This window comes from Micromonospora noduli, from assembly GCF_003264365.1.
GTDB lineage: Bacteria > Actinomycetota > Actinomycetes > Mycobacteriales > Micromonosporaceae > Micromonospora > Micromonospora noduli.
In genome coordinates this window covers 88,988-101,709 of record NZ_PYAK01000022.1, presented here as the reverse complement: position 1 = coordinate 101,709, position 12,722 = coordinate 88,988, and the positions used below count along the sequence as shown (strand labels likewise).

Here is a 12,722-nt window from a genome sequence, read left to right as displayed (position 1 = left end):
CGCGCCGAGCGGGCCGGTCGGGCCGCCGCCGTGGCGGAGGCCGAGTCGCTGGCCGACGGGGTGCAGCGGGCCATCGCTGGCATCTTCGCGGCCGCCGACGTGCCGGTCGGGGACGACCCGGTGCACGCGGCGACAGTGGCTGTGGAGCGGGCCGACGCCGACCGGCGGCGGCTGCACGAGCGTCGCGAGCAGGCCGGGACGTTGCGCGAGCAGCGGGCGGGGCACGAGCGGGAGGCGCAGGTGGCGCGCGCGCTCGCCGGGCACCTGCGGGCCAACAACTTCGAGCGGTGGTTGCTGGCCGAGGCGTTGGACCTGCTGGTCGACGGCGCGTCGGGGATCCTGCGCGAGTTGTCCTCCGGGCAGTACGAGCTGGTGCACGACAAGGGCGAGTTCGTGGTGGTCGACCACCACGACGCGGGGCTGCGTCGCGGCGTGCGCACCCTCTCCGGCGGTGAGACGTTCCAGGCGTCGCTGGCGCTGGCGTTGGCGCTCTCCGAGCAGTTGGCCGGGATGTCCACCACGGCGGCGAGCCTGGAGTCGATCGTCCTGGACGAGGGTTTCGGCACGCTCGACGCCGCCACCCTGGACACGGTGGCGGCGACCCTGGAAAACCTGGCGGCCCGGGGCGATCGGATGGTCGGCGTGGTCACCCACGTGCCCGCGCTGGCCGAGCGGATTCCGGTCCGCTTCGAGGTGCGCAAGGATGCCCGGTCCGCGCGCGTGGAGCGGACGGGCCGGTGAGCGACGCCGCGTTCTTCGTGGATTCGTGGGATCCGGCGTACGGGGCGTCGTTCGAGGCGTCCGCCGCCGGGCCGGCCGCGCCGAGCAGCGCCCAGGTCGACGCGGATGTGGAGTTGCCCGCCGTGGACTGGCGGGCGATCGGGGTACGCCCCGGGGTGCGGGCGCCCGACGTGGTGTTGCTGGTCGACGGGGTTCGCCGCATCGACGCGAGCATCTGGACGGCGGAGACCGACGGCCTGTCGTTCCCCGGGTTGGCCGCCTCGTACGCCGCCGGGGTGGTCCGGTGTGACCTGGGGCGGGGTGCGGCGCAGTTGGCGGGTACCCGGGTTGGTCGGGGCCTGTTCACCGCGAGCCCGTCGGCGCAGGATGTGGTGGCGGGCGCGATCCGTTACCCGGTGCACCGGGTGGGTGGCACCGGTGAGCTGGCGAAGTTGCCGGCCGCCGTGCAGGGCCCGCTGACCGCGTTGGAGGTGGCGGTGTCCGACGCCGCCCGGGTCGACGGTGACCTGTTGGTGGTGGACGGCCCGCTGCGCAGTCGTCGGCAGTTGCCGCGCACCCTGGGCTACATCAAGACGCAGCACAGTCAGTACCTGGATGCCCGGCTGACCGCTGTGGTGACGAGTATGGCCTCGGGTGAGCGCTCCCCGGTGTTCCGGCTCGGCACCGCCTGGGGTGGTTGGTCGTGGTATTTGCGGCTGCCGGTGGCGATCGGCGCGCCGTGGGCGGGCATCGTTCGGGTGGAGTGCTCCGCCGACCTGCCCGTCGAGGCGGCGATCGAGCTGGCCGACCTGTCGCTGGTGACCCTGCCCCGCTTCGCCTCCACCCCGTACAAGGATCCTCGGGCCCCGCAGAACCTGATCCCGATCGCTGGCCTGGAGCGCCGACTGCGGGCCCTGCTCGGCGATTCCCGGCTGCTGCACCGCGCGCTGACCGCCGCGGCCCGCGCCGCCCGATGAGCGCGGATACTGGTTCCGGTGGGGCGTAAACGGACGGGTGACCGGGTGGTCGAGCAGGTGGACACCGGGCTGGCGGAGCTCGTCCCGGCCCCGGACCGGGCCGGCTCGTGGACGCTGCTGCTGGACGGCGCGCCGCAGTCGCACGTCGACCTGACCGACCCCACCCACCTCGAGTTCGAGTACGTGCGGCGGTTGGCCGCCGCCGTGGATCTGAGCGCACCGGCCGGTGAGCCGCTGCGGGTGCTGCATCTGGGTGGCGGCGCGCTGACCCTGCCCCGGTACGTCTCCGCCACCCGACCCGGGTCGACCCAGCGGGTGTCCGAGGTGGACGGTGCGCTGGTGGAGCTGGTCCGTCGGGCGTTGCCGTGGCCGTCCGATGCCCGGTTGCGGGTCCGGGTGGAGGACGCCCGGGCGGTGCTGGCGTCCAGTCGGGAGGCCAGCTACGACGTGGTGGTCGCCGACGTGTTCGCCGGTGCGCGTACGCCAGCCCACCTCACGTCCGTGGAGTACACGGCCGAGGTGGCCCGGGTGCTCCGCCCCGCCGGTTGGTACCTGGCGAACCTCGCCGACGGCCCGCCGCTGCGGCACGCCCGAGGGCAGGTCGCCACGGTCCGTTCGGTGCTGCCGCAGGCCTGCCTGATCGGGGACGCGGCGGTGCTGCGTGGGCGCCGGTACGGGAATCTGGTGCTGGTCGCCGGGCGGTCCACACCGCCGGTGCCGGAGCTGACCAGACGCGCTGCCGGCGACTGGTTCCCCGGCCGGGTGGTGGCCGGCGACGACCTGGACCGCTTCGTCGGTGGCGCGCAGGTGGTGCGGGACGCCGACGCCACCGGCTCCGATCCGCCACCGCCGGGGCTGTTCTCGGTGCGCCGCTGACCGTCCATTCGACGGCGGCGGGGAAGTTTTTTCGTCGTTTGTTGATCCGCTGAGGCCGGCGCTGCGTACCACCGGGCGGCCCACCTCGTGGGCCGGTGTTGGTCACGGAACATCCCGGAGGTCTGCATGCACGCGGTGGCGGCCGGTTGGCATGGCGACGCGGTACGCGCTGACTGGTTGTCGGCGCGACCCTCGTCACGGTCAACCTCGTCTGCCCGGGGGGTCGACGCGCGGGCGACGCCTCGCCAGAATGGTCCGGTGACGCCGCGACCGGCGCCCGGGCGCCATCAGGCGACGACGACCGAGGCCAGCCACTCCGACCAGTTGATCCGTCAGCTCTATGCCGAGCACGCCGGCCCGTTGCTGATGTTCGTCATGCGTCTCACCGGGGGGGACCGGCAGCGCGCGGAGGACATCGTCCAGGAGACGCTGCTGCGGGCCTGGCGCAACGCGCACCGCCTGGGCACCCAGGGGCAGGGTTCGCTGCGGCCGTGGTTGGTCACTGTGGCCCGCCGCATCGCCATCGACGAGCACCGCAGCCAGGAGGCCCGGCCGCCGGAGACGTACGACCGGGACCTCACCGCGTTCGCCGAGGCGGACAGCACCGACCGGGTGCTGCGGACCATGACGGTGGCGGACGCGCTGCGTACGCTCAGTCAGTCGCACCGGGAGATCCTGATCTCGACGTACTTCCGGGGGCGGACGGTGCCGGAGGCCGCCGAGGAGTTGGGCCTGCCGCTCGGCACCGCCAAGTCGAGGGTCTATTACGCGCTGCGCGCGCTGCGCACGGCTCTGCAGGAGCGGGGGGTGACAGAATGAGCCGGCCGGACCATATGGACGTCGCGGCGTACGCGCTCGGTGTGCTCGACGAGCAGGACACTGAGCGGTTCGAGGAGCATCTCGCCACCTGCTGGGCGTGCGCGGCCGAGTTGGAGACGATGGTGCCGGTCGTCGGGCTGCTCTCCGACATCGACGGCGAGACGATGATGGCGCTGGAACAGACGGCGACCGACCCGGCCCTGCTGGACCGGACGCTCGGCGCGGTCCGGGCCGACCGGCGGCGTACCCGGTTTCGTCACATGCTCGCGACGGCCGCCGCGGTGGTGGTCTTCGGCGGTCTGAGCGGGTACGGCTTCGTCAGCGTGACCGGCAACGATCAACCGCCGGGGGTGCTCGCCGAGTCGACGCCGAGCGCGCCCAACGACCCGCCGACGAGCGTGCCGACGGCCGCGCCGAGCGGCCCGGGTGTGGGCGGCACCGAGGTGGAGGGTGATCAGGTCGAGGCGACCGACCCGACCACCGGTGTGCAGACCACCATGTTCCTGGTGACGAAGGATTACGGCACCCGGATCAATTTCAGCCTGCGGAAGCTGCCCGGCCCACGCATCTGCCGACTGGTGGTGGTGCGCAAGAACGCCACCACCGAGGTCATCTCGACCTGGTCGGTGCCGGATGGCGGTTATGGCACCAACACCCGGCCGCAGGGTCTCGAACTCAGCGCCTCGACGTCGGCTCTGCCGAAGGACATCAAGCAGCTCCAGGTGCAGTCGGTGGATGCCAACGGCGTGGCGAGTCCGCTGGTCACCGTACCCATGTAAGCGCGGTTACCGCATCGGCGCCGGTCATTGCCACAATGACCGGCGCCGATCTGTCGTTGCGCGAAGGGGCCCCTCGCGGGGGCGTACGCATGGAGGCGGAAAACGGTTCAATCGGTTTACGTGAAATTGACCACTGTTACTACTTCAACCTTGACAGCCCGCACGCCGTACCTATGGGTGAACTGTCAAGAATGAGGAGGGCACGTGGCACAGATGAAGCGGACCGTCATCGTCGCGAGCGCGATGGTCGCACTAACGGCCTGCGCTCCCGCGGGTTACGACGGGGCGAACTCGAGCGCGGCCGAGCCGGTCGCCGTCGCCGCGGCCGAGCCCACCGCGACGGTTGAACCTGAGGCCTCGGCCTCCCCGGAGGCGCCCGCCGCCGACGCCCCGCCCGCGGACGTCGACCTGACCGACAAGTTGGTCGGTAAGAGTGTCGCCCGGATGGGCAAGGTGGTCACCGACCAGGACGGCTGGATCCTGTACCGCTTCGACAAGGACACCGCCGACCCGCCGTCGTCGAACTGCGTCGACAAGTGCGCCGAGGTGTGGCCCCCGGCACTGACCGACGGCAACCCGGAGCTCACCGGCGTCTCCGACGACAAGGTCGGCAGCGTGACCCGGCAGGACGGCACCCGTCAGCTCACCGTCGGCGGCTGGCCGGTCTACCGCTACATCGGTGACAAGAAGCCCGGCCAGTGGAAGGGCCAGGCTGTCGGTGGAACCTGGTTCGTGGTCCAGCCAGACGGCAAGAAGAACCTGAGCTGCCTGCCCAAGGGCACGCCGAAGGCTGTCGCACCGCCGGCGGACAGCGGCTCGAACGACGCTGGCGGCTCGGGCTACTCGTACTGAGCCTGGTCGCCCATGAGGGCACGGTGGTCGGTCGTCGCCGGGGAGGGCGCGACCGGCCACCGTCGTGTTCGGGGTGGGTCAGGTCCGTTCCCACGGGCTCGGCACCGGGAAGTACGTTTCCAGGAACGGAATGAGCAGCGCCAACTGCTTGTCGAGGTCCTCCTCGACGGAGAACGCGTCGTTCAGGCAGAACACCTGCCGATCCCGACGGGCGAGCAGGTGCGCCAACCGGGCGGGTGTGTCCGGGTGGGACAGCTCGGCGATGGTGTAGCGCAGGTTCCCCGGTGCCGCGCGACCGGTGTGGAACGCGTAGTAGTGGTGCAGCGACGAGGCGACCGACAGGTCGTCCATGCTGCGGAACTGACTCGCCGCGGTCCGCCGGTACTGCTGCGGGAACGTCTGCTCGATCTCCTGGAGCACGCTCCGCCGCAGCGCGTGCGGCATGTGCTTCATCTTCTGGGTCAGCACGGTGCCGAACCGCTCCGCGATCAACGCCCGGTTGTTCTTCCCGGCCGCCGACGACGGGATGTCCCCGGCGGCGGGTGGGCCCGGCGGCACCAGGGCCGGCGAGGGAAAGAACCGGGAGATGCCGTTGGCCAGGAAGAAGTCCTGGGGCAGCACCTCGGTGCCGAGGAAGACGTCATCGTTGAAGTACAGGAAGTGCTCGGAGAGCCCGTCGATGTGGTGCAGCTGACTCTCGATCGCGTGCGAGTTGTACGTCGGCAGCACCGTCGGGTCGGTGAAGATCTCCCGATGGCTGACCACCCGCAGCCCGGTGGCGGACGGGTCAAGCCAGGTGGGCACCTGGTCGTCGGTCACCACGTAGACATGTCGCACCCAGGGCGCGAACATGTGCAGCGACCGGAGCGAGTAGCGCAGCTCGTCGCGGCTGAGGAAGCGGGCCGCGCTCGCCGCCTCCGCGTGGTACGGCACCCCGGCCACCTCTGCCCGTCGGCGTAGCCAGACCGGGTCGGCGCCGTCGACCCAGGTGTAGACCACGTCGACCGGGAACGGCACATCGTCCGGGCGCGGTGCGGCGAACTCCGGACGGGTCCAGGCGGTCGCGGGCGCGGCGGCGGGCGCCAGGCCGGTGAACCGCGACTCCGGTACGAGGACCAGCGGCGCCGCCACCGTCACCTGTTCGGCGACGGCGTTGGGTCGCGGCGCGACAAGCGTGTCACCCTCCCGGGTCCAGAACTCGACGTCGCACCCGTACGCCTGCCCCAGCACCAACCGCCGCTGGGGGTCGGTCCAGTACCAGGTCAGCCGCACCACCGGGGCGTCGGCCAGCCGGTCCCAGGACTTCGGTTCGAAGCCGGCGGCCGGCTGCCCGGTACCGTCCGGCACGCCGACGTAACCGGGGACCCGACCGCAGGCGGCGGCGAGTGCGGCGTACGCCCGCACGCGGTGCGCGGCGTCGACGGCGACCACCGACGAGCGGTGGATTTCGCCGCGTACCCGGAAGTGGGGTACGCCGGCCTCGTCGAGCGCCGCCGTCACCGCGGTGAGATTGTCCAGCCGTGCCATCAGGGGGGTGACCGCCCCGATCCGGGCCACCCGGGGTCCCCGGTCGGCGGTGACGACCACCCGGTCCGCGCCGGCCAGCAACTCCGGCTGGCGGCGGGCCAGCCGTTCGCCCCGGCGCTCGGAGAGGTGACCGTCGCGCGCGGCCCGGGCGACCCACTGCTTCAGCTGGTGCCGGGCCCGGGGGCTCACCTTCGTCGCGATGGCACGCCGGGTCTGCGGGCTCAGCACCCGGCGGTACACCTCCACGAACCCGGTGGGTTCGGCCAGCGCCCGGGCTGGCTCCCCCGGCGTGGGCTTCGACTCGGTCACCGCTCGTTTCTCCTTGTGTCCGTGCTCATGGGCGATCGACGACGACGATCGACAGTTCGCTGTCGCGGGTGTAGTACGGGCGGACCCGCAGCAGTGGTGCAGGGTCCTCCTCCACGAGATCCAGCCCCGGATCGTCCACCAGGTAGATCTCCGGGTAGTTGTAGACGAGTTTCTTGTCGACGATGTCGTCGACGAGCAGACCCAACCGGACCTCACGGTCCGTGCCGACCTGCCGCAGCCACAGATCCCAGTCCTCGTATCGGCCCAGTCGATGTGCGGCCAACTCGTCTACAGCCACGTCGATACGCAGGTGACCGCTGCGGGTCCGTACCACCGGCACGGACACCGCGCACTCGTGGTGACCCCGTCGGTGGAGCACTGCCTGCTCGGGAATGCCGGATCCGCACCAGACGGCCTCAATCGACACCCGCTCACCGCTGAGCGCGATCCGCCGCACCTCGGCGTGCTCTGCCCGGACCCAGCTCCGCACCGCCAGAAAGCCGTCCGCCGTGCGGTACGGCAGGTGCGAACGGACCACGTGCACACCGGCCGGATCATCCGCCGGTCGGTGACCGCCGGCGAGTACCCGCGTGTCGATCCGGGCCGGGCACAGTCGGAGGCGCGCCCCCGTCAGCGGCTGCAGGTACGCGTTCCAGCGGCCCTCCGGCAACGCGTCGGCGGGCAGCACCGCCACCTGGCGCCCCCCGTCGTCCTGCGCTTCCAGTGGCACCCGCACCTTGTGCCCGTTGTCCCGGTCGCGCAGCAACAGGTGCGCGCCCGCAGCGAGGTCCGGTGCATCGATACTCAGGCTGAGGCCGTGGTCCGGCAGCACCTGACAGTCCACTGTCGGCCCGGCGGCTGGTGCGGCGGCCCGCCGCCGGATCGCCTTCTGCAATCGGGCGGAAGTGGCGCGGGCCTGCCGAATGCGGGAGAGGCGCACCAGTGCGCCCAGGCTCGCCCGGCGGGCCAGGTCACTGCCCGCGATCCCGCGAAGGACCGGATCGCCCAACAGGCGGACCAGATCGGGTTCCCGAACCAGTTCACCGCTACGAGCCAGCACCGAACGACCGGTGCGCGGCCCCTTGCCCGCTCGGGCGGCCCTCTCGGGCCGCCCGAGCGCCGGGCCTCGCTCGACCAGCACGGCGTCACACTGTCGGGCGAAGGAGTCGGCGAGCGTATCCGGGTCGAACCGCGCCGCGTTCGCCAACGCCTGCCGGGCCAGGCCGGCCCGGAGATCGTCGTCGTGCATCAGCGTCCGCAACGCCGAGGCGTACGCGTCGATGTCGTCCATCGGGACCAGCAGACCATCGACCCCGTGCTGGATGATCTCGCGGGGTCCGACCGGGCAGTCGGTGCTGACGACCGGCAGGCCGAGCCGCATCGCCTCCACGATGGTCATGCCGAACGATTCTCGCTCCGAGGAGACCGCCGCGATCGAGCCCTTGACCCACTCCGTGGACATGTCCTCTCGCCGGCCCATCAGTTGGACCTGGTCGGACATCCCCAACTCGCGGATCTGTGCGACCAGCGCGGGGCGTTGCGGGCCATCTCCGTAGATCCGCAGTTTCCAGCTCGGATGATCGCCGGATGCCCGCGCGAAGGCGGCGATGAGCCGGTCATAGCGCTTGATCGGGTCGAGCCGCCCCGCACTGACCACGATCCGGTTGGTCCCGTCGGCCAGCGGCACTGTGGGCTGGGGAACGCTGTTCGGCAGTGCCACGACGCGGGTGTGTGGCACCGGATTGCCCGATCGGAAGGCGGCGGCGTCAGCCTCGGTCACTGTGAAGGCCAGGTCGATCCGGTCGTACGAGAGCCGGATCTCCTCCTTCAGCACGTCGTCGATCAGATCCTGCGTCATGTGCTCCTGCGCCACGCGGACCGCGTGGTCGGGGCCGTGCCGTGCCACCACCATGTTGATGCCGGGCCGGGTACCCACAATCACGTCGGCCCCGGTCGAGCGCAGATAGTCGATCATCCGTTCGTCGGTCAACCGGCTGTACTGGGTGTGGAACTCCTCGCTCTTCGGCACCAGCAGGGACGGCTCCCGGAGCCGGGGATCGGCCCGGTCGGGACGCCCAGGTCGGGTGTCGAGGAGCGGGACGAGCGCGATCCGGTCGTCGATGGCGAACATCGGCTCGTCGGTGCGGCGGAACACGGAGACGATCTCCACGCCGTGCCCCCGGCCGATCAGGGCGGTGGCCAGGTTCAGCACGGCCCGATTGGTGCCACCAACGCCGTACATGTTGTGGATCAGGAAGGCGAACTTCACCCGGAGATCCTCAGTTCGTAGGGGCTCGGGACCGGGAAGTACGCCTCCATGAACGGCTCGAGGATGGTCATCTGGTGTTGCAGTTGGGCGAACGTCGAGTAGGCGTCGTTGATGCAGAAGGTGTCCCAGTCCCGCCGTGCCTCCGCTCGCCGCAGCCGCGCTTCGAGGTCGGGTACCGCGAGTTGGACGTAGCCGTAGTTGACGCGCCCGGGCAGCGCGCGGCCGGTCAGGAACGCGTAGTAGTGGTGCAGCGAGTACGTGATGGTCAGGTCGTCGGCACTGCGGAACCGACTGCGCATGGTGGCCTCGTGCTCGACCGGAAACTCGCGCTCGATCTCCGCGAGGATGCTGCGCCGCAACGGATAGGGCACATGCTGGGAGCCCTGGGTGAGGGTACGGCCGAACCGCTTCTCGATCAGGGCCCGATTGTTCTTGATCATTGCGTCCACCGGGCTGTCCAGCTCGGTTTTCTCGCCGAGCGGGATCCGGTTCTGCGACAGGAAGAACTTGGTGTTGCCGTTGGCCAGGAAGAACGTCTGCGGTGCCAGGGGGCGACCGAAGAACATGTCGTCGTTGAGGTACAAGAAGTGCTCGGCGAGCCCATCGATGCGGTGCAGCTGACTCTCGATGGCGCACGAGTTGAAGGTCGGCAGGGCGTCCGGGGCCGCGAAGATCTCGTCGTGGTTGACAAGGAAGATGTTGCCGGCGCTGAGGTCCAGCCAGGCCGGACGCTGGTGGTCGGTCACGATGTAGATGTTGCGGACCCACGGGGCGTTCAGGTGTAGCGATCGCAACGAGAACTTCAACTCGTCGCGGTTGATGTACCGCGACTCACTCGCCGCCTCGGCGTGCAGCGACTCACCACGGACGCCCGCACGACGTTGCTGCCACTGGGGGTCCGCGCCGTCCACCCAGGTGTAGACCACGTCGATGGGAAAGTCGATGTCGTCCGGGAGCAGGCGGTCGAACTCCGCGCGGCTACGCCGGGGCGGGTGCCATTTCGCCGGAGAGGCGAGGCGGGTCAGCCGATGCTCGTCCACCTGCACGGGCGTGCCATCCAGTGCCACCGCCCGCATCATCCGGTTGGGACGGGGCGAACGGAGCAGCCCGGCGGCCCGGTCGGGTTTCCAGAACTCGATCTCGCAGCCGTACGCCGGGCCCAGGATCAGCTTGAGGGTCGGGTCGGCGCGGAACCAGGTCAGCTTGATCGCCTGAGCGGCGTACAGCTCGGTCCAGGCCGGCGCCTCCGACGCGTCCGTGAGGCCGCCGACGATCGGCGGCCGGGGCAGAACCTGGCTCACGTAGCAGGTCTCGACCCCGCCCAACTTCTCCAGGGCGCTCAACGCGGCAAGCCGGTCAACCTCACTGACGCCGATCACCGGCGTCCGGTCGTCCATGCCGCGGACAAGGAAGTAGTCCACCCCGTGCTCGTCCAGCGCGCCGCTCACCGCGTCGACGTTCAGCCGACGCCCCAGGATCGGAGTCAGGTCGGCGCGCACGTGCGCGGTACGACGTCCACCGTCGACCAGGACCTCGCGAAGCGCGGGGAGGTCTGGCCCGGCGCTCCCCACCGGCGCGGACCTGGCCGCGTCGGCAGCCCGGGATGGCGCGCCCGCGCGCTGCGGTACCACCGGCGTGTTGTTCACGGCACTTCCTTCATCGGGGTTCAAGGACGATCCGAATTGGTCCGGTCGCGAGGCGAGGAGCGCGCCGGATGTCGACACGGCCAGGAGGACGGCGCAGCCGGACGCGTCGACCTGCACCGCGTGGCCACCAGTAATCGGCGTTGACTCGCGGAGCCAGCGGCAGGGCGTCGACCCGGCCGGGTCCAGCCACGCGACGCTGGAGCCGGACGCGTCGTCTCGGACCGCCAGCAGGACCGCGCCCGCTTCGGACACGAACCGAGCGGTCAGCGGGCCGGGACCGCCGTGACCACCGAGGTCAGCGGCCGTCGACAGGTCCCAGTCCCGGCCGCCGCCGCGCGTACGGTACGACAGCACGGACGCCGAGTCCCGTCGCCGGAACAGAAGTAGTCGCTCGCCGTCGGGCAGCCGCGTCACGGCAGGCGGGCCTGCCGGCGCCTCGGTCTCCAGCCGGGCGTACTCGGCGCTGAGGTCCGGCACGGAGACCAGCCAACGTCCGATTCCAGTGCGCCCGGCGGCCAGCACCTCCACGTGGTGGTCGTTCAACGTCACAGCAGCCAGGCCGTCCTGGATGTCCCGGCCACCGAGGTCCTGCCACTGCGTCCAGGACGTCCCGTCGTACAGCCGGGCGCTCAGTCCCTTGCCGGCGTTCCGGGCCAGCAACAGGACACCCCCGTCAGACAGGGAGACAGCGTGCGGCATGCCGATGTTCCGTCGATCCGACGGGGCATGTCGCCCGGCGGGGTTGCCGAGCGACTCCCAGCGAACGCTGGCGTCGCCGTCGCCGGGCAATACGGTTGTCCAGATGTCACGGACGTGCCGATCGGGCACTGCCGTGAGTTCTTGCCGCACCGCGAAGAGCCGCCAGCCGCCGCTCGGGGTGGCCAACGCGGCGACGTACGGCAGGAGCCTGCTGCCGGGAACCACCCGGCTCGGGGTGAACGCGCCCGAGCCGGCCTGCTGCCAGTGAACCACCTGGCCGCCACGCACGGCGAAGGCCGACAACTCACCGTTCGGGCCCGGTACCGCCCAGGTCCGCGAGCCGGGATAGCGCAACGTGGTTCCGGAGGCGTTCCCGGTGCCGATCGCATCGCCGCCGACCTTGCGGTCACCGTGGCCGACGGGTCCGTCGGCGGGGCGACCGTCGGCCCACCCGTAGGTGTCCTTGTATCGCTGCTTGAGTGCCCGCGCCTCAGGGCTGAGGTTGGACGGCCACCGTCGGACGTAGTAGCCGCGGAACGCCTCGACGATCGTGGCGCTGCCACCGCCCTCAGCGAACCATCGTTGGGCCGCCTCGTGTGCGAACAGCCCGGTGATGGTGTGGGAGAGGTGGTCGGAGTAATTACCGGTGTCGGCGTGCTGTGGGTTCGCCTTGTCGTGCAGTTGACGATCGGGATCCGGGTCCATCGTCCACAACAGCGTCGGCTCGACGTCGCGCAGCAGGTGCAGCAGCGCCTCGATCAGGTCCTCCCGAGAGTAGGCGAAGGTACCGGAGACCGGCGAACCCAGCGGGACCATGGTGGGCGTGACAGTGGCTTCGCCGGTCCACAACTGTGGCAGCGACCCAGCTCCGACCGGCGAGCCGGGGGGCGGCGCACACCAGAGGTTCAGCGACATCAACCGGATCCACGGCGCGTCGACCAGCGTCGAAAGGTCCGCCTCGGCCGTCGAGCCCAGGGTGATCGCCGCACGGTGCCACTTGGCGTCCCGGTCACCGAGAACCATCTCGCCGTACGCCGAGCGGAGCCCGTTGAACCGCGCGGCGGCGAAGCCCTCGAAGTCCACCGGCAGCGCGGCGTGTGCCGCCGACCCACCGGGGGCGTTACGTCCATCCGCCTCGCCAGAGGTCAGGCAGACCGTCAGGTGTGTCGCGCTGTGTCGCAGCTGGCTGGCGAGTAGCGGGTTCAGGAAGTAGAGATCGTCGTCCTGGTGGGCCATGACCGCCATGGAC

9 protein-coding genes are annotated in these 12,722 nt (G+C 70.9%); 6 read left to right on the top strand and 3 right to left on the bottom strand.

Annotated elements, in window-relative coordinates; genetic code table 11:
- The 6 genes from GUI43_RS18400 to GUI43_RS18375 form a co-directional block, all read left to right on the top strand.
- On the top strand, positions 1–741 hold a 741-nt coding region (locus GUI43_RS18400), incomplete at its 5' end, for an SbcC/MukB-like Walker B domain-containing protein (protein WP_283016234.1).
- The gene (locus tag GUI43_RS18395) at positions 738–1,697 is read left to right on the top strand and encodes a hypothetical protein (RefSeq protein WP_112699347.1); all 960 of its coding nucleotides are present in this window, start codon (positions 738–740) and stop codon (positions 1,695–1,697) included. The genes GUI43_RS18400 and GUI43_RS18395, both read left to right, overlap by 4 nt.
- An 18-nt stretch (positions 1,698–1,715) precedes the next feature.
- Positions 1,716–2,573, top strand: a complete 858-nt coding sequence (locus GUI43_RS18390) for a spermidine synthase (protein ID WP_112699346.1) — start codon at positions 1,716–1,718, stop codon at positions 2,571–2,573.
- 126 nt (positions 2,574–2,699) lie between these two features.
- The gene (locus GUI43_RS18385) at positions 2,700–3,392 is read left to right on the top strand and encodes a sigma-70 family RNA polymerase sigma factor (RefSeq protein WP_091400696.1); all 693 of its coding nucleotides are present in this window, start codon (positions 2,700–2,702) and stop codon (positions 3,390–3,392) included.
- Positions 3,389–4,171 carry an anti-sigma factor family protein gene (locus GUI43_RS18380; RefSeq protein ID WP_112584980.1) on the top strand — a complete coding sequence of 261 codons (783 nt, stop codon included), beginning with the start codon at positions 3,389–3,391 and terminating at the stop codon, positions 4,169–4,171. The genes GUI43_RS18385 and GUI43_RS18380 overlap by 4 nt, the downstream gene beginning before the upstream one ends.
- A 204-nt stretch (positions 4,172–4,375) precedes the next feature.
- A complete protein-coding gene (locus GUI43_RS18375) occupies positions 4,376–5,023 on the top strand; it encodes a hypothetical protein (RefSeq protein ID WP_112584978.1) in 648 nt (215 codons plus the stop codon).
- Positions 5,024–5,101: 78 nt separating this feature from the next.
- On the opposite strand, the gene GUI43_RS18370 is transcribed toward GUI43_RS18375, so the two are convergent.
- The 3 genes from GUI43_RS18370 to GUI43_RS18360 are packed head-to-tail and all read right to left on the bottom strand — an operon-like array spanning position 5,102 to position 12,709.
- Positions 5,102–6,859: a stealth family protein gene (locus GUI43_RS18370; protein WP_211326721.1), complete on the bottom strand. Its 1,758-nt coding sequence runs from the start codon at positions 6,857–6,859 to the stop codon at positions 5,102–5,104.
- 25 nt (positions 6,860–6,884) lie between these two features.
- Positions 6,885–9,128 carry a glycosyltransferase family 4 protein gene (locus GUI43_RS18365; RefSeq protein WP_112699345.1) on the bottom strand — a complete coding sequence of 748 codons (2,244 nt, stop codon included), beginning with the start codon at positions 9,126–9,128 and terminating at the stop codon, positions 6,885–6,887.
- Positions 9,125–12,709, bottom strand: coding sequence for a stealth family protein (locus tag GUI43_RS18360; RefSeq protein WP_211326720.1), 3,585 nt, complete (start codon positions 12,707–12,709; stop codon positions 9,125–9,127). Before GUI43_RS18360 ends, GUI43_RS18365 begins: the two co-directional genes overlap by 4 nt.
- Positions 12,710–12,722: the final 13 nt, after the last annotated feature.